A 17,781-nucleotide genomic window follows, 5' to 3' on the forward strand; every position below is an offset into this window, starting at 1 on the left:
GATGGTACTTGGGTTTACCCCGGGAGAGTAGGTCGCCGCCAATTTTATGAAAGCCTCATCGCTACAGCAGCGGTGGGGCTTTCTCCGTTTGGGGTAGGCCGGGACGATCTGACGAGTAGGATGCGACTTCCGGCCGCGCTAGTACAATGCGGTCTCCGACCGCGACAGGACGAAGCAACCTCCGGTTGCGCTACCCCTTCCCAATGCGTACATTGTATCACAAAATATCGCATATGGCCCACCGCTACCTACTCCTTATCAGTTGCCTGCTCTTCGAATTCGTCATCCCAGGCCTACCTGCTACACTAATTGCCCAAGGTGACCTAAAAGTAGCCGTACAAGCAAGCATCGAAGAACAGTTCCCCAATCTGACCGAACTGAGCGATAAGATCTGGTCCTACGAGGAAGTAGCCTTCCAGGAAAGCCAGTCGGCGGAAGCACTAATGGAATACGCCCGGGCGAATGGCTTCACGATTGAGGAAAACATCGGCGGCATACCGACCGCCTTCACCGCGGAGTACGGCAGCGGTAAACCCATAATCGGCATTCTGGGGGAATTTGATGCCCTGCCGGGACTGAGTCAGGCCACGGTGCCACACAAGCAACCCCTCCACGAGGGTGCAGCCGGGCACGGTTGCGGGCATAACCTCTTCGGAACGGCCAGCCTCGGTGCCGCCACGGCCATCAAGCAATTGATTGAAGCGGGGGAATTGCAGGGGACGATCCGGTTCTACGGTACCCCCGCCGAAGAGCGGTACTTCGGAAAGTTGTGGATGATCCGGGCCGGCGCCTTCGAGGATGTGGACATCGTCATGGACTGGCACCCCTCCGACGAGACGAAAACCGGCGTTCAGACCGGACTGGCCCTGGTAGACTTCATCGTCGAGTTCCACGGTCAGGCTGCCCACGCCGCCGGTGACCCCTGGAACGGTCGCGATGCCTCCGACGGACTGGAGCTATACACCACGGGCATCAATTACTACCGGGAGCATGTCAAACCCAGCGTCCGCATCCACTACGATATCGAGGTAGCCGGCGAAGTCGTCAACGTGGTACCGGATTACGCCCGCATCTGGACGCGTGTCCGCGATGCCAACTTCGAAGGGGTTCAGCCGGTCTACGACCAAATCAAACGCATTGCCGAGGGAGCCGCGCTGATGGCGAACGTGGAGTACGAAATCAACCTGGTTTCCGGTATTCATGAGGTAATGGTCAACCGTACCGGAGCCGAGGTGCTCCAACGGAACCTGGAAGCTATGGGGCCGATCGAGTACACCGAAGCGGAGCAGGAATTTGCCCGGGGCATTCAGCAGGCCGTGAAGAAACCGGAGATCGGCCTGGTCAGCAAGATCGAACCGTTGGAGGAAACGCAGGAGGTTGCCAGTGGCGGCTCTACGGACGTGGGCGATGTCAGCTACGTCGTGCCCGTGATCAGGCTGCGGGCTACGACCGCACCGAACGGTACCCCCTGGCACAGCTGGGCCGTAGTCGCCTGTGGCGGCATGAGCATTGGCCACAAGGGCATGGCGTTTGCCGCCGAGGCCCTGGCTCGCACGATGGTCGATCTCTACGAAGACGCGGACCTGCGCCAGCGCATCCGAACGGAATTCGAGGAGGATCTGGGAGATTATGAGCACGTACCCATGGTACCGGAAGGACCGGCCCCGATTGGGAAGTAAGGAGGTACTTGCGCCGGAGCGCAGGTAGGGTGTCCACCACGCTGGCGGTCACGGCCGCATCGCTTTCAAGCCAGCGCCTCCCGCATGTATAGGAGCAGCGGTCGCATTTCTGAGTACGCTTCGGCTACCACTTTTGGAAAATCATCACCGATCACGTCCTCCTGGGTGATCCGGCGGGATATGGTGAAATTCTTCCGACGCAGCAGGTCGATGTATTCGTGATCACCGGAGTAGCCCTTGGGGCTGGTCTTCAACATTTTCGGATCTTCTTCGAGACCGCCGTCGAAGTAGTCTTGAAAGCTTTTATCGGCCAGGATACCCTGTAGTTTGTCGCCATCTTCATCGATACGGGCCCGGATCTTTTTCAGCATCCCATTATCCGGATTGTGCACGCCCCCGGCAATGAAGGAATAGGGCGGCGATACGTATACGTACAGTCCCGAACCCTTCTGCTCTCCCGGGGCGAAGCCGAAGTTGTTCTTGTAGGTCGGCCGCTCCGGGTGATAAAGCAGGTTGTTGTTGATCCGCTCGATGGTATCCTTCGGTTCAATGTCCCGGTAGAAGTCATCTTGGGAAGCCAGCTTTTCCAGTATCCGATTACATTCTCCGATCCAGATTGCTTTCGCTTCCTCGTAGCGATCGCGGTGGGCGTCCATCCATTGCTTGGAATTATTGTCGGACAGGTCGCGTAGGAAATCGAAAATCTTGCGCTTGGACATGGGGGGATTTTGGTTGTCGGTTATAGTTGTCGGTTTTCTGTTCTGGTTACTTGTATAATGGGGCTTCCTAGGTTATGTTTTGGTACTGCTATGGGGGTTGAATAGGTATAAAACGCAGGTGGTGCAACTTATGAGCACGCGGCGGCCGTTATCCTGGATATACGTGGTTCTCGCTTTGAGAACGATTTGTCTCGCCTAATAGTCCAAATCCCGCGCTACGCCGCCCATATGTTGCTTACGATAACCACTACCCACTACCCGGCCACCGATCTTGGGTTTCTGCTGCATAAGCACCCGGACCGATTTCAAACGGTCAATCTATCTATCGGAAAGGCGCATGTATTTTACCCAGAAAGCAGTCCGGAGCGGACTACGGTGGCCTTGCTGCTCGATATGGACCCGATCGATATGGTCCGGAATACCCGGCACGATGGCAAACATGGATTCAGTCTGGCGCAGTACGTGAACGATCGACCCTATGTGGGCTCCTCTTTTCTTTCCGTCGCGCTGGCAAAAGCGTTCTCTTCCGCACTGAACGGAACCTGTAACAATCGGCCCGACCTGGTCGATCGAGCCATCCCGCTCAGGGCTACTCTTTCGGTTATAAGTGCGCCGGGTGGTGGGGAGGTCCTGCTACGTAATTGGTTTGAGCCGCTGGGCTACCAACTCGATATTACGCCTCACCTACTGGATTCTACCTACCCGGATTGGGGAATGAGTTCGTACTACACCGTGAAGATATCTGGGGAGGTGACATTGCAGTCGCTGCTGGCACATCTGTACGTACTAATCCCCGCGCTGGACCGTGATAAGCACTACTACGTCAGCGAAAACGAAGTAGCTAAATTATTGGCTAAGGGGGGAGGGTGGCTAGAACAGCACCCGGCACGCGAAGAAATTACCTAGCGCTACCTGTTGGGCTTCCGGTCGCTGACTAAGCAGGTACTGTCCGAGTGGGATGGGGAGGAGGGCTCCCTAAAAGAGGAAACGGATCGGAAGCCCACCAGCCGAAGTCTTCACGACCAACGATTGCAGGCCGTGGTATCCGCGCTGCGGCAGAGTGGTGCCGAAAGTGTCCTGGACCTCGGCTGCGGAGAAGGAAAACTCCTGCGCCTACTCCTGAAGGCGCGCCAGTTCCACCGCATCGAAGGCATGGATGTTTCCTACGGGGAGCTCACCAAAGCGATGAACCGTCTGAACTACGAGGACTTACCGCCCAAACAGCGGGAGCGCCTCAAACTCTGGCAGGGGGCACTAACCTACCGGGATCAACGCATGAATGGGTTCGACGCCGCCGCGGTAGTAGAGGTGATCGAGCACCTGGACGAGAACCGGCTGCAGGCTTTCGAACGCGTGGTCTTCGGCTGTGCTCGGCCGGCCACCGTGGTAGTCACCACCCCGAACGCCGATTACAATGCCCTCTTCGACCGAATGGAAGCCGGAACGATGCGACACACTGATCACCGCTTCGAGTGGAGCCGTGACGAGTTCCGAAGGTGGACCGAAAAAATCAACTCCGAATTTCAGTATCAATCTAGGATCGAACCGATCGGACCCGTAGACGAAACCTACGGCGCTCCCTCACAAATGGCGATTTTCACCTATGGAGATTAGTGTACCCGAACGCTCGTTGATTTTGCTGGTCGGCCCATCGGGGTCCGGGAAGAGCACGTTTGCCCGTACACACTTCGGCAAGTACGAGGTGGTCTCGTCGGATACCTGCCGGGGTATCGTGTCCAACGACGAGAATGCGCAGTCCGCTACGCCCGATGCCTTCGATCTGCTCAACTTCATCGTTCGCAAAAGGCTCAAGCAAGGATTGCTTACGGTAGTGGATGCCACCAACGTCCAACCGGAATCCCGGAAAGCGTTCGTCAAGATCGCAAAGGAATACCACGTCCTGCCCGCCGCCATCGTACTAAACCTACCGGAGGAAGTCTGCACGGAACGTAACCGGCAACGTCCGGACCGGAACTTCGGTCGCCACGTGCTGCGTCACCAGACGATTCAATTAAAGCGCTCGCTACGGGGATTGAAGCGAGAAGGTTTCCGTAAGGTGTACGTCTTTGATACGCCCGAGGAGATAGCTGCGGTGAGCGGCATCAGGCGGGATAAACTATACAATGACAAGAAGACCGTTCACGGCCCATTCGATATCATCGGAGATATTCATGGCTGCTACGACGAAACGGTGGAACTACTCGAAAAACTGGGGTACGAGCTTCGCCCGGCGCCCGAGCGAAAGGAATACTTCGGTTGGGAGGTTACTCACCCACAGAGGCGGCAAGCGATCTTTCTGGGTGACCTAGTAGATCGGGGACCCAACTCACCCGAAGTACTTCGCCTGGTCATGAGTATGGTCAAGGATGGGGTAGCCTGGTGCGTTCCCGGCAACCACGATTTGAAACTGCAGCGAAAGCTGAGCGGCAAAAAAGTGACCGTCAACCACGGCCTGGCGGAAACCCTCGAGCAGTTAGAAGGGGAGTCTTCACGCTTTCGGGATGACGTCCGCGACTTCCTCTACGGCCTGATCAGTCATTACGTCTTCGATGACGGACAGCTCGTGGTTGCCCACGCCGGTCTGCGCGAGGAGATGCAGGGGCGAGGCTCGGGGGCAGTACGAGCATTCTGTACTTACGGGGAGACCACCGGCGAAATCGACGAGTTCGGACTACCCGTACGCCACAACTGGGCCGCGGAGTACCGGGGCAAGGCGAAAGTGGTATACGGACATACCCCCGTGCCCGATGCGGAGTGGCTGAACCGGACGATCGACATCGATACCGGTTGCGTCTTCGGCGGGAAGCTCACCGCACTGCGCTATCCCGAGGATGAACTCGTGAGTGTACCGGCAAAGAAGGTATACTGCGAGCCGGTACGACCATTGAAGGCGCCGGAGACCGTATTGTCCGCCCAACAGGAGTACGACGACCTGCTCGATATCGGCGACGTCACCGGTAAACGAATCGTGCAGACCCGGTTACGTAACAACTTGACCATCCGGGAGGAGAACTCCATTGCCGCACTCGAAGTAATGAGCCGCTTTGCCGTTAATCCTAAATGGCTCATCTACTTGCCACCGACGATGTCGCCCTGCGAAACCAGCGATTTGCCCAATTACCTCGAGCACCCGAACGAAGCCATCGCTTACTACCGGAATCGGGGGGTGGAGAAGATCGTCTGTGAGGAAAAGCACATGGGCTCCCGGGCGGTGGTCGTCGTCTGTCGGGATGAAGCGGTGGCGGCCAAGCGCTTTGGTGTTACCAACGAAGGCTTGGGCGTGGTATACACCCGTACCGGCCGCAATTTCTTCACCGATGCCGCCCTGGAGAAGCAGTTCTTGGCAAGCGTAGTACAGGCACTAACGAAGTCCGGCTTTTGGGGAAAACTAGATACGGACTGGGTCTGCCTGGACACAGAGCTCATGCCGTGGTCGGCGAAAGCACAGTCCCTTATCCGGGAGCAGTACGCGGCAGTGGGCGCGGCGGCCGGTAATGCGCTCCCGGCGGTCACCGAAGCGCTGCGGGCTACCCAGGCGCGGGGTGTAGAGGATGTGGGGGCTGTCCTGGATAAATTCGCCTATAAAGAAGCAGCAATTAATCGCTATACCGCGGCGTACCGCAACTACTGCTGGGAAATAAATTCAGTTGACGATTACAAGTTGGCCCCCTTTCACGTGCTGGCCACCGAAGGAGCGGTGCACGTGGATAAGTCGCACGAGTGGCACATGGAAACGATTCGAGGAATGGCTGCCGGCGACGCGAAGCTCTTTCAGACGACACCCTGCCGAATCATTGAAACGGCCGATGCTGAACAGGTCAAAGCAGCTACCGACTGGTGGCTAGAACTGACCGCGGCGGGCGGCGAGGGTATGGTGGTCAAACCGTACGATTACGTTGCCTACGGCAAAGGGGGATTGCTGCAGCCGGCAGTAAAGTGTCGCGGTCGGGAGTACCTGCGGATCATCTACGGCCCGGAATACGACCTGCCCGAACACCTCAGCCGATTAAAGAAGCGGGGACTCGGAAAGAAGCGTTCGCTGGCGCTCCGAGAATTCGCTCTGGGCGTCGAAGCGCTGGAAAGATGCATCCGCCGGGAACCGTTACGCCGCATTCACGAGTCCGTCTTCGGCGTACTGGCATTGGAGAGCGAGGCGGTGGATCCGCGGCTTTAGCCAGGTCGCGCCGGGATTTAGGGGGACGAGCGCTACCTTGTAGGGCTCACTCCTTCCTATGGCAGCTTCCCCCGCATACTTTATCAGCTGTGACTGGGGCACCACCAACTTCCGCTTGCGGGTAGTGGAGAGTGGATCGCAGCACGTGGTGGCCGAGGTCGGTAGCGGTCGGGGTATTCGGGAGGTATTCGAAGCTTTTCAACGAAGCGGAACGAACAGTCAGCGGGACTATTTCGCAAATTACCTCCTGGCCCAGCTAGTTACCCTACCCAAGCCATACCGCCACGCTCCGGTAGTAGCTAGCGGGATGGCCTCCTCCAACATGGGTATCCGGGAACTACCCTACGCGGAATTGCCCATAGGTGCCCGGGGCGAGAACCTGGTATGCGAATGGCTTGACCTGGGAGCGACGCACCGACTCTTGTTGGTATCCGGAGTAAAGGGGAGTAACGATATCATGCGGGGGGAGGAGGTGCAGGCGGTCGGCCTGATCGACCGCATGGAGAATGCCGGTACGCTCGTACTGCCGGGAACGCATTCCAAGCACTTACGGTACACCGGAGGAGTGTTCACCGATTTTCGGACCTATATGACCGGTGAGCTGTTCGAGTTGCTTTCCCGAAAGAGCCTGCTTTCCGCTTCGGTGGAGGCCGGACCACTTGGGCAAAGCGAACGGGAAGCATTCGACGAAGGGGTGCTTCAGGCCATGAACGGTAGACCAACGGGAAATTTGTTTTCCGTAAGGGTTCAGACGGTTTTAAATGACTACCCGAAAAAGGATAACTACCATTTTCTGAGCGGGTTGCTGATTGGCGAAGAACTCCGGCAGCTGACCGTAACGGCCGGAAGCGTGTACCTCGCAGCCGCCGGTACCTTATCGACGGCCTACTCCCGGGCTTTCAAAATACTGGGATTGGATAACCGCCTGGTAAGTTTCGACGCCGAGATACTCCGGCATGCCTTACTTTTCGGCCAAACCAAACTCCTGTTACAGCATGCCTCCTGATACCGCCTTTTCCTGGGATACTTTTCGCCAAGTGCCGGTTATCGCCATTCTCCGTGGCTACAGCCCGGAGGTGTGCCGGGAAATCGCTGAGGTCGGAATGGATACGGGGTTTCATACTTTGGAGGTGACCATGAATACGGAGGAGGCTGTTGATATCCTGTCAATGCTCCGACGCGACTACCCGCTGATGAACGTGGGAGCGGGAACCGTTTGCACCCTGGAAGATTACGAGGAAGCGGTAGCGGCGGGTGCCCAATTCATCGTCATGCCGATCGTAGAGGAGGAGGTCATTGTTAGTGCCGTAGCAGAAGGCTTGCCCGTATTTCCCGGTGCCTATACGCCGACCGAAATTTACCGGGCTTGGTCGCTCGGTGCTACGGCCGTGAAGGTCTTCCCTGCCAGAGAGCTGGGGCCGGAATTTGTGCGGGATATCCACGGACCCCTGAGTGAAATAAAGCTTTTACCGACCGGGGGGGTCGATAAGGGAAATATCCGAAGCTACTTTGAGGCGGGCGTGCTCGGTGTCGGTATGGCGAGTGGATTGCTCGACCGGGCATTGCTGGCGGAAAAGGATTACGACGGATTGAGTGCCCACTTCAGGAAGGTCAAAAATGCATTCACCGATGTTTTGGAATAGGTCACTTTCGACCGGTCGGTGAAACTCGACTTCCCGCGCTCCGGCGCAAAAACCTAGGTTCGGGCAGTCTCCCGCACCCGCTCGATCTTACCCACCAGGAATACGTAGCTGCACAGCCCGCCGAAGGCGACCGAGCCCACGAAAAACAGCGCGGACTCAAAGCTGCCCCCCTCCGCCAGAAAACCAATCACGGTAGGGGAAACGACCGCGCCCAGGCCCCCGACGAAATTGAATACCCCGCCGACCAAACCGATCAGCCGCTTTGGAGCGAGCAGGGAAACGAAGACCCAGGTAATGGACGCCAACCCGTTGCCGAAAAAGGCAATGGCCAGGAAGAAGATGATGAGGGCGGTGCTGTCGGTATAGTTAGCCCCGATGATGAGAATGGAAAGTAGCATCCCGAGGATGATGGGGCCCTTCCGGGATGCTTCCTTGCTTACGCCGCGCCGCACCAGTAGATCGGATACGAATCCGGACAACAGTACGCCCACGAAGGCCGCCAAAAAGGGTATCGAGGCCAGGAAGCCCGACTGGATGAAGTCGAGTCCGCGAAATTCCACCAAATAGGTAGGAAACCACGTCAGGAAGAAGGTGAACAGGGAAACCAGGCAAAACTGGCCGAGGTAAATCCCCCAAAGCTTGCGGTGGACGAACGCCTCCCGAAGATCGGACAGGGAGAAATCAATACGGCCCGTATCCGCATCGCCCGGCGTGTTGGTGATCAGGCCGCCACCCGCGGCAATGAGCTCGAGTTCCGACTGGCTGACGGTTTCGTGGTCGTGAGGGTCGCGGTAAAGGAACCACCAGACAATCGCCCAAACCAGGCCCACTATACCCGAAAAGATGAAGAGTCCGCGCCAGCCGAAGTAGGCCTGTACCGTGACCAACAAGGGAGTAAGGAAGGCCAGCCCGATAAACTGCCCGGAGGTGTAGACCGCTATGGCCGATGCCCGCTCCTGCTCCGGAAACCAGCCGGTGACGATGCGGTTGTTCATCGGGTAGGAGGGTGCCTCGAATACGCCGATGGAGGCCCGCAAGCCGATGAGGGCGGCCAACGAACTGACCAGCCCCTGTAAAAGCGTGGCCAGCGACCACAGCACCAGGATGATGGGATACAGCAAGCGGGGGCGTACGTGGTCGGCGAGAATACCGCCCGGGATCTGCAGCAGCGAGTAGGTAAGTCCGAAGGCGGAGAAGATGAGGCCGAGCTGAACCTTGGTGAGGTTGAGGTCCTCGCTGATGGCGGCGGCGGCAACGGAGATGTTACTTCGGTCCATGTAGTTGATCACCACGGTCACGAAGATGAGGGCGAGGATATGGTACCGCTTTTTGGTTATGGGCGTCGCGCTTACCATTCCGTAACCGATCCGTCGGGGTTACGCCAGATGGGGTTCTTCCAGTTGTGGCCGGCGGCGGCGGCTTCACGGACTTTCTCTTCGTCGATTTCAATGCCCAGGCCGGGTTTGGTGAGCAGGGGAACGTGGCCGTCGCGGAGTTGGAAGCCGTCGGGATCAATCAGGTAGTCGGTGAGGTCGGCACCCACGTTGTAGTGGATGCCCAGGCTGCTTTCCTGGATCAGGGCGTTGATGCAATTGAAGTCGATCTGCAGGGCCGCGGCGAAGCTGATCGGGCCGAGCGGGCAGTGGGGGGCGAGGGCCACGTCGTAGGCTTCGGCCAGCGTGGCGATCTTTTTCACCTCGGTAATGCCGCCGGCGTGACTGAGGTCGGGCTGAATGATGTCGACCGCATCCTGTTCGAGAATGCGTTTGAAATCCCAGCGGGAGTACATCCGCTCGCCGGTAGCCATGGGGATGGAGGTGAAATCGTGGAGGGCCTTAAGGGCGTCGTTGTTCTCGGCCAGCACCAGCTCCTCCAGGAAGAAGGGATTATAGGGTTCCAGGATGCGGGCGATCGCCCTGGCTTGCCCCTTGTGTACCCGGCCGTGCAGGTCGACACCGATGAGGACCTCGTCCCCTACGGCTTCCCGCATGGCGGCCATTTTATCGCCGATCTGCGCCACCTTCGCGGGGCTGTCGATCCATTCCATGTGGTCGCAGATGGTCATCTTGACGGCGGTGAAGCCGTCGTCCACCCGCTTCTTCGCCGCCCTAGCCAGTTCGTCGGGAGTGGCACCCCCGATCCAGCCGTAAATGCGCATTTTATCGCGTACGGCCCCGCCGAGCAGTTGATAGACAGGTACGCCCAGGGCTTTCCCCTTGATGTCCCACAGCGCCTGGTCGATGCCGGAAAGTGCGCTCATGAGCACCGGCCCACCCCGGTAGAAACCGCCCCGGTAGATCATCTGCCAGAAGTCCTCGATCTTATGCGCGGAGTGGCCGATGAGGTGTTCCTCGATCTCGCGGATGCAGGCTTCCACGGTGGCGGCCCGGCCTTCTACCACCGGTTCGCCCCAGCCCACGATGCCTTCGGCGGTGGTCAATTTCAGGAAGAGCCAGCGGGGGGCTACTTTGAAGGTTTCTACTTTGGTGATGGTGAGGTCCGGCATGATCCTTTGGCTGGTAGACGGGTAAAGTACGGGTTTTGGGCCGCTGCGCGGGTAAGGGTTCACCGCGGAGGACTCGGAGGGCGTCACAGAGGAATCACAGAGTTAGAAGGAGCGCGCCAAGGGTTCACCGCTGACGGGGCGCTGAGTTTCGCGGAGACAGGGGCCGCTATGCGGATGGATTAAACACGGAGTTGCCACGGAGTGCATGCACAGAGGTGCCACAGAGGGAATGCCGGTCGCCCGACGTGATTACCGGTGATGGACAGCCGCTGTGGCAACTCTGTGCCAAATCTCTGCGGTAACTCTGTGTTAAATACCCCACAAGCGAAGCGAGTGGCAGCCAACAACCTCTGTGGCAACTCTGTGTAAAATCTCCGTGGCACCTCTGTGTTAAATACCCCACGAGCGAAGCGAGTGGCAAGCCAGCAACCTCTGGTAAACACCCCCACGAGCGAAGCGAGTGGCAACGCAACCACACCAACTATACCCGATCAAAAATCGCAGATCTACAAATACTGCCCCGTATAGCTCCCCTCCACCTCCTTCAGTTCCACCGGCCGGCCCTGAAACACCAGGTGCCCCCCGTCCCGGCCGCCGCCCGGGCCGAGGTCGATGACGTAGTCGGCTGACTTGATCACGTCGATGTTGTGCTCGACGATCAGGACGGTATGGCCGTTTTCGACCAGGGCGTTGAAGGCGGTAAGGAGCACGCGGACGTCGTCGAAATGCAGCCCGGTAGTCGGCTCGTCAAAGATGAAGAGGAGGTGGTCGCCGGCTTTGTCCTTGGTCAGGAAGCTGGCCAGCTTTACCCGCTGGGCTTCTCCGCCGGAAAGCGTCGAGCTGGATTGGCCCAGGGTCACGTAGCCTAGCCCCACGTCCTGCAGCGGCTGCAACTTGCGCATGATGGTGTCCTCCTCGGCGAAGAATTCGATGGCTTCGTTAATGCTTAGGTCGAGGATCTCGGCGATGTTCTTCCCGTTGTACTGGACGTCGAGGATCTCACGCTTGAAGCGGGCACCGTGGCATTCCTCGCACTCCAGACGGACGTCGGCCAGAAACTGCATCTCGACTACCTGTTCGCCCTCCCCCTTGCAGGTGGGGCAGCGGCCGCCGTCGACGTTGAAACTGAAGAAACTGGGCTTGTAGCCGCGGATCTTGGATAGCTGCTGGTCGACCATCAGGTTGCGGATGGCATCGTAGGCGCCGACGTAGGTCACGGGGTTAGAGCGACTACTCTTTCCGATGGGGGCTTGGTTCACCATCTCGACACCTGTGAGCACCTTGAGGTCACCGCTGAGCTTGCTGAAGGCACCCGGGGCCTGGGAGCTGCCCTCCCCGAGCTCCCGTAAGAGGGCGGGGTAGAGGATCCCCTTTACCAGGCTGGTCTTGCCGCTACCGGAAACACCGGAGACCACCGATATGGCATTGAGCGGAATACGGACGTCGACCTTCTTCAGGTTGTGCATCCGGGCGCCCTCGATCTGGATCCAGTTGGTGAGACGGCGGGGCTGCTCGGGGGGCTCGATGGCCAGCGTGCCGTTCATGTATTTGGTGGTAAGGCTTTCGGTGGCTTCGTCGTATATGTTTTGGTAGGGCCCGGCGAAGATGACCTCGCCGCCGTGGACGCCCGCCTTCGGACCGATGTCGATGAGGTAGTCCGCGGCGGCGATGATGCCCTCCTCGTGCTCCACAACCAGTACCGTATTGCCCAGGTCGCGGAGGCGGCGCAGCACCTTCACGAGCCGCTCCGTGTCGCGGGGGTGCAGCCCCACGCTCGGTTCGTCTAGAATGTAGAGGCTGGCCGTCAGGTTGCTGCCCAGGGTGCGCGTCAGGTTAATGCGTTGGCTTTCGCCGCCGGACAGGGTATTGCTGAGCCGGTTGACGGTCAGGTAGGCAAGCCCCAGGTCCATCATGCTCTGCAGGCGGTTGTTAATCTCCAGGAGGAGGCGGCGGGCGATGGTGGCGTCGTGCTCGTTCAGCTTCAGTTCCTGGAAGTGCTTTTGCAGCAGGTCGATGGGCAAGTCCACGAGCTCGGTAATCGCCTTACCGTCGATCTTCACGTAGGTCGCTTCCTTACGGAGGCGCTTGCCCTTGCAGTTGTGGCAGAGCGTCCGGCCCCGGTAGCGGGCCAGCATTACGCGGTTCTGGATCTTGTACAGCTTCTTTTGCAGCTCGTCGAAGAAGGCGTGGATGCCGTCGACGTGGCGGTTACCCTCCCACAGGATTTGCTTTTCCTCGTCGGTCAGGTCGCCGTAGGGGGTGTGGACCGGAAATTCGAAGCGATTCGCCACGCGCAAGAAATCCTTCTGCCACTGCCCGTAGGTGCTGCCGCTCCAGGGGGCCACGGCGCCATCGTAGACCGACAGGCCGGGATTGGGGATCACCTTGTCTTCGTCGATGCCCATCGTGCGGCTGAAGCCCTCGCAGGTAGGGCAGGCGCCGAAGGGGTTGTTGAAGTTAAACAGCGCGGGGGAGGGTTCGAGGAAGGTCATCCCGTCGAGTTCGAAGCGGTTGTTAAAGGCCTTCCACTCCTGCGCTCCGCCGCCCATACTTACGATCACCTCCCCGTCGCCTTCCACGAAAGCGGTTTGCACGGAGTCGGCAATGCGCTTGTTGTTCTCCTCGTCCCCCTCCTTTACCACGAAGCGATCGATCAGCACCATCATTTCCTCTTCGGTGGTGAGGGTGTCGAGCACTTTATCAAGGCTTTTTCGCTCGCTTTCCAGCACCTCGTCGATGCGTTGGGGTTCGTCATCGGCCAGCACCCGGGTGTATCCTTTTTGCTGCAACAACTCGAGCTCGCGGCGGAGGGTCCGGTCGCCGTAGGTGCGGGGGATGGGGGCATAGAGGTAGAGCCGGCTGCCTTCCTCCTGGGCGAGGATGTAATCGACGACGTCGGTGACCGCGTGCCGCTTCACTTCCTGGCCGCTGACGGGGCTGTAGGTGCGTCCGACGCGGGCGTAAAGCAGGCGCAGGTAATCATAGATCTCCGTCAGCGTGCCTACCGTGGAGCGGGCGTTGGAGGTGGTGGTCTTCTGCTCGATGGCGATGGCCGGGCAGATGCCGCGGATGTAGTCCACCTCCGGCTTTTTCATCCGCATCAGGAACTGACGGGCGTAGCTGCTCAGGCTCTCCACGTAGCGGCGCTGCCCCTCGGCGAAGAGGGTATCCATGGTCAGACTGGACTTGCCGCTGCCACTAACCCCGGTTACCACCACCAACTGGTTCTTGGGGATGGTGATGTCTATATTCTTAAGGTTGTTGGCGTTGGCGCCCTTGATAAAAATGGCGGTACGAAGGTCGGCGGCGGTTTGCTCGGGGCGGTTCTGGGACATAGGTTGGAAACGGGTAGGGCCCGGTGGCGGTTTTGATTTGCGAGGCTTGATTTGGGAGGATGCTTGCTGCGCTCGCGTTGTATGAGGGCGCCGGAGCGCAGGTGCCGTAGATCTTGAATACTAGAATAAAATCATCCAAATGATGTCCAGCTATTGGGTACGTAGCCGGCAACGCCTATTTTAGGTGCAAGGAGGCTGCGGTTAGCGGCTGTCTGGTTGGTTCAAGCAAGCTCCGTTTGATTTTTCCGGTATTTCCCCTGACAACACTACGGGGCGATATGCACCACCGCGTGCTATTCAATCACGATAAAATAACTACCCGATGAAGCAAGTGTACAATGGTAAAGGAGGCCTGTGGGGAATCCTGATTTTCCTCGTAACCGCGCTGGTGGGTGCGAACGGCTCGCTCAGCGGACAATCCGACGGCACCGGGGTTTCCATCTATATCGAGGCGGAATGTGGCCAGGTGGGGAGCCGTTGGAATACCTTTCTCGACACGGCGGCCGCCGGCGGGGCGTACGTAACGTCTCAGTTTACCTCCCGGGGGGGCGCTCCGGGCAACGCGCCCGCGAACCAGGTTCGTTTTGAATTTTCCGACATTCCCGCCACCGGGGAATTTCGTCTCTACGCGCGGGTAAGCGCGCCTAGCCGGTTAAGTGATTCCTACTACATCCGGATCAATGAGGGGGCCTGGCAGTATCCCCGACTGGGCGCTACGTACGGGGCCGGTTTTCAATGGGTGGTACTAACGGAATCGGAATTTCAGGCGGGTACCAATACCGTGGACATCGCTTTCCGGGAAAGCAACACTTACCTGGATAAACTACTGCTGACTAACGAAATGACCGTGCCGGAGGGCGTCGGGCCGGACGTCGGGACGTGCCAGGATAACCCCCCGCCCCCGGAGGACAAATCCCTCTTTTGGCTGGAAGCCGAGTGTGCGGAAGTCGGCAGTGCCTGGCGCACCGTCCAATCCGAGGAAGCCGCCGGTGGCGCGTACGTCACCTCCCTGTTTTCTACCAATGCGCGTTACCCTCCCCTGGACGTGCCAAAAAATTACCTCCGGTTCCGGGTTGACGACCCCGATCCCGGTCGCTATAATTTTTGGGTACGAACGGACGGACGTGGTGCAAACACCCTGTTCGTCAGGGTCAATGGTGGACCGTGGGAATACCGGGTACTTATTGGTAGAAAGAACGCGGACGGATTCCGGTGGACCCGGGAGGATTTCCCCCGCAACTTCACGACTGGCGTGAACTACGTAGATATAGCGTACAGTTCCCGGGGCCTTGATCTCGACAAGATCCTGATTACCCGGTATGCCTTCCAACCGACCGAGCAGGGGGGTATTGGAGCGGACTGTTCGCTTACCGAGTTTCCCGTTGTCGACGAAGGGAATACGTTCTCCCTCGAAGCGGAATGCGCCGACGTGGGAAGCCGGTGGGAACGCGTTAATACGACCGAGGCGGATCGGGACGAGGCCGTAGTGGTACGCGGGGTAAATGCACTGGATGCCCCGCCCACGGGCGGGCCCGCTGATTTTGTGACGTTTCAGCTGCCATCCGCGGATTCCGGAACGTATAGCCTCTACGCACGGATGCGTGGGGCGACGGGAGGAGATGATTCGTTCTGGGTCAGGGCAAACGGGGGGCCATGGTATAAATGGTGGACCGACATGATCCATTCCCAAAGCGAAGCGTTCGTGTGGAATGAAATTCCCACGGGGATTCCATTACGGTCCGGCGATAATACCATCGACTTCGCCTACCGGGAAGACGGTACCGAGCTGGACAAAATATTCGTAACGACCACTTCGCAGCAGCCGGTGGGAAGTGGCCTGGCCGACAGCAATAGTAACTGCGATCCTTCCGACCCATCTCCGGAGTACATCTGGTTGGAAGCCGAGTGCGCGGAAGTGGGCGACAATTGGTTTGATGGGGGTTCCGTGGTGATTTCGACGGATAATGCACTGGACGCACCGCCCGACGACCTGCCGGAGAACCGGGTACGGTTCGCCGTGACTACCTCGGAAAATGCCTTTTCCCTGTTTGCCCGTATCCGCGCCTTCCATACCAACAGCAATTCTTTTTGGGTGCGTATCGACGATGGCGAATGGTACGAATGGGAGCAGGGTATCGAAATCAGCACCGATTATGCCTGGAACGAATTGCCCATGCTCTTGGAACTCACGGCAGGTGAGCATACCGTAGACTTCGCTTATCGCGAAGCAGGTACCTGGCTGGATAAGGTATACCTCAACACCACCATGGAAATGCCGGAAGGAATGGGAGAGCCAGGGCAGAACTGTGGTGGTACTGTCGCTGCGGCCGAAAGGGCAGGGGTGAATCCCGGCCCGGAAATAACCGCCGGAACGGAAAGGTATACGGAGGCGGCGATCAGCTTATTCCCGAACCCCACCTCCGATCAGGTACAGTTGCTGGTCAAGAGCGAGGGTGCCGGTCAGGTGGTGGTCGTCATCACGGACAACATGGGCAGAAGGATAGCCGAACGCGTCCTGCCCGGGGATACCCAATTGCACCGCGTGGAATTTGACGTGCACGCCTTTCCGGCCGGAATGTACCACGCCCGCATCCTGGAGGGTGACCAACAGACGGTACGGTCGTTTATAAAGCGGTAGGCGATGTAGCCAGTGGTCGAGGATCGAAGGAAAGCGGAGCCGGGACGCCACCGGCCCCGCGATGGCCAGGCACCGCCCTTCCTTATTTAGATCCTTGACCACTGAGGCCGGTGCTTGGCGACGGGTGGGTATCGCTTGCTTTTTCGGTGCACCACTGCGAGGATACGTAGACTGGGGTGCGTTCGGCCAGCCCGAAGGAGTGAATACGCCCGCAAACGGGGCTTCTGGATTTCGTGTCATGATGCGCCTATGGTTCACTTCCCGGCTACGGCCTGGTGGTGCCTCAATGTGAACGAAGATGGCGGCTACCCAAGCCTTCCATTCTGACCCGAAGACGATCAGTAAGCTGCCGGATCACTTCGTGCCGGACATGGGCGTTGACCGAACAAAAAAATACCCATTGCGCAAGGGCGCAATGGGTAAATCTTGGCGGAACCTATTCGATGAACGGGTTTGCCTTACGTTAAAAGTGGATTACATACCACCCAGCTTCTCAGCACCGGCTTCCAGCGCGCTGGCCAGCGTGCTCAGGCCCATGTTGTCGCCACCCAGTTCGCGGGTTTCTTCGGCAAGGCTGGAGAGCAGTTCGGATACGGCACTGCCGTCGATGGTTTCGGCGGTAAGTTGCGTTTTCAGGTCCTGGAGGTCGCTGACGATCTCGTCGGTACCGTCCATGGTACCCAGTTCGCTGATCCAGCTGTCGATGTTGGATACGGCGGTGCTGGGGTCGAGGGCGGTGATGTCACCTCCGGCGGATTCCACTGCGGAGACGGTTGCATCCAACGTCTGGCTAGGGGCGGTAGCCTCGATGGGGTTCTGCATGTCGGGCATGGTGGTTTCCATCTCGTCCGTTTCCACGGTATCCATTTCTTCGGTTGCTGCTGGACGTTCGCCACAGGCGAAAAGCATCAGGGCGAAAAACAGGGAAAAAATAGTCTTCATAATCAGTTGGTTTAATACGTGTTTAAGAGCACAACTGCGATTTCGGGTAAAAGGTTCCAAAAAATTTTTGGATGCGGGCCAATGTTGGCAACTATGTCGGCGGGAATCGTAATGATCTGGGAATCAGTAAGCAACGGTTGGTCGC

General features: G+C 58.5%; 10 protein-coding genes and 1 pseudogene. 6 read left to right on the forward strand and 5 right to left on the reverse strand.

The window, feature by feature from the left end:
* The first annotated feature begins 233 nt into the window (after nucleotides 1-233).
* Complete coding sequence (locus CLV84_RS09420) at nucleotides 234-1,679, forward strand: amidohydrolase (protein WP_104419549.1); 1,446 nt, start codon at nucleotides 234-236, stop codon at nucleotides 1,677-1,679.
* A 65-nt stretch (nucleotides 1,680-1,744) separates the two neighbouring features.
* Here CLV84_RS09420 and CLV84_RS09425 read toward each other — a convergent pair whose 3' ends face one another.
* Complete coding sequence (locus CLV84_RS09425) at nucleotides 1,745-2,398, reverse strand: DUF2461 domain-containing protein (protein ID WP_104419550.1); 654 nt, start codon at nucleotides 2,396-2,398, stop codon at nucleotides 1,745-1,747.
* Between the two features lie 228 nt (nucleotides 2,399-2,626).
* On the opposite strand from CLV84_RS09425, the pseudogene CLV84_RS22305 reads away from it, so the two are divergent.
* The 4 genes and pseudogenes from CLV84_RS22305 (at nucleotide 2,627) to CLV84_RS09445 (ending at nucleotide 8,215) form a co-directional block, all read left to right on the forward strand.
* Nucleotides 2,627-4,012 (forward strand): annotated as a pseudogene (locus tag CLV84_RS22305) (3' terminal RNA ribose 2'-O-methyltransferase Hen1).
* On the forward strand, nucleotides 4,002-6,572 hold the full coding sequence (locus CLV84_RS09435; protein ID WP_104419551.1) for a polynucleotide kinase-phosphatase: 2,571 nt from the start codon (nucleotides 4,002-4,004) through the stop codon (nucleotides 6,570-6,572). The pseudogene CLV84_RS22305 and the gene CLV84_RS09435 overlap by 11 nt, the downstream one beginning before the upstream one ends.
* A gap of 58 nt (nucleotides 6,573-6,630) precedes the next feature.
* Nucleotides 6,631-7,578 carry a 2-dehydro-3-deoxygalactonokinase gene (locus CLV84_RS09440; protein WP_104419552.1) on the forward strand — a complete coding sequence of 316 codons (948 nt, stop codon included), beginning with the start codon at nucleotides 6,631-6,633 and terminating at the stop codon, nucleotides 7,576-7,578.
* On the forward strand, nucleotides 7,568-8,215 hold the full coding sequence (locus CLV84_RS09445; RefSeq protein ID WP_104419553.1) for a bifunctional 4-hydroxy-2-oxoglutarate aldolase/2-dehydro-3-deoxy-phosphogluconate aldolase: 648 nt from the start codon (nucleotides 7,568-7,570) through the stop codon (nucleotides 8,213-8,215). Before CLV84_RS09440 ends, CLV84_RS09445 begins: the two co-directional genes overlap by 11 nt.
* A gap of 53 nt (nucleotides 8,216-8,268) precedes the next feature.
* Here CLV84_RS09445 and CLV84_RS09450 read toward each other — a convergent pair whose 3' ends face one another.
* From CLV84_RS09450 to uvrA, 3 genes are all read right to left on the reverse strand, one after another.
* Nucleotides 8,269-9,570, reverse strand: a complete 1,302-nt coding sequence (locus CLV84_RS09450; protein ID WP_104419554.1) for an MFS transporter — start codon at nucleotides 9,568-9,570, stop codon at nucleotides 8,269-8,271.
* Entirely contained in the window at nucleotides 9,564-10,721 is a 1,158-nt protein-coding gene (gene dgoD / locus CLV84_RS09455) for a galactonate dehydratase (RefSeq protein WP_104419555.1), read from the reverse strand. Before dgoD ends, CLV84_RS09450 begins: the two co-directional genes overlap by 7 nt.
* Nucleotides 10,722-11,227: 506 nt before the next feature.
* The gene (gene uvrA, locus CLV84_RS09460) at nucleotides 11,228-14,056 is read right to left on the reverse strand and encodes an excinuclease ABC subunit UvrA (protein ID WP_104419556.1); all 2,829 of its coding nucleotides are present in this window, start codon (nucleotides 14,054-14,056) and stop codon (nucleotides 11,228-11,230) included.
* 322 nt (nucleotides 14,057-14,378) lie between these two features.
* Between uvrA and CLV84_RS09465 the strand changes: the two genes are divergently transcribed.
* Entirely contained in the window at nucleotides 14,379-16,694 is a 2,316-nt protein-coding gene (locus CLV84_RS09465) for a T9SS type A sorting domain-containing protein (protein ID WP_104419557.1), read from the forward strand.
* 474 nt (nucleotides 16,695-17,168) lie between these two features.
* On the opposite strand, the gene CLV84_RS09470 is transcribed toward CLV84_RS09465, so the two are convergent.
* The gene (locus CLV84_RS09470; protein ID WP_104419558.1) at nucleotides 17,169-17,636 is read right to left on the reverse strand and encodes a hypothetical protein; all 468 of its coding nucleotides are present in this window, start codon (nucleotides 17,634-17,636) and stop codon (nucleotides 17,169-17,171) included.
* Nucleotides 17,637-17,781: the final 145 nt, after the last annotated feature.

The organism is Neolewinella xylanilytica, from assembly GCF_002934605.1.
GTDB classification, from domain to species: domain Bacteria; phylum Bacteroidota; class Bacteroidia; order Chitinophagales; family Saprospiraceae; genus Neolewinella; species Neolewinella xylanilytica.

What these genes read in the sequence shown, in the direction of transcription:
- CLV84_RS09420 (WP_104419549.1), top strand. Translation starts at nt 234, where the DNA reads ATGGCCCACCGCTACCTACTCCTTATCAGTTGCCTGCTCTTCGAATTC.
- CLV84_RS09425 (WP_104419550.1), bottom strand. Translation starts at nt 2,398, where the DNA reads ATGTCCAAGCGCAAGATTTTCGATTTCCTACGCGACCTGTCCGACAAT.
- CLV84_RS09435 (WP_104419551.1), top strand. Translation starts at nt 4,002, where the DNA reads ATGGAGATTAGTGTACCCGAACGCTCGTTGATTTTGCTGGTCGGCCCA.
- CLV84_RS09440 (WP_104419552.1), top strand. Translation starts at nt 6,631, where the DNA reads ATGGCAGCTTCCCCCGCATACTTTATCAGCTGTGACTGGGGCACCACC.
- CLV84_RS09445 (WP_104419553.1), top strand. Translation starts at nt 7,568, where the DNA reads ATGCCTCCTGATACCGCCTTTTCCTGGGATACTTTTCGCCAAGTGCCG.
- CLV84_RS09450 (WP_104419554.1), bottom strand. Translation starts at nt 9,570, where the DNA reads ATGGTAAGCGCGACGCCCATAACCAAAAAGCGGTACCATATCCTCGCC.
- dgoD (WP_104419555.1), bottom strand. Translation starts at nt 10,721, where the DNA reads ATGCCGGACCTCACCATCACCAAAGTAGAAACCTTCAAAGTAGCCCCC.
- uvrA (WP_104419556.1), bottom strand. Translation starts at nt 14,056, where the DNA reads ATGTCCCAGAACCGCCCCGAGCAAACCGCCGCCGACCTTCGTACCGCC.
- CLV84_RS09465 (WP_104419557.1), top strand. Translation starts at nt 14,379, where the DNA reads ATGAAGCAAGTGTACAATGGTAAAGGAGGCCTGTGGGGAATCCTGATT.
- CLV84_RS09470 (WP_104419558.1), bottom strand. Translation starts at nt 17,636, where the DNA reads ATGAAGACTATTTTTTCCCTGTTTTTCGCCCTGATGCTTTTCGCCTGT.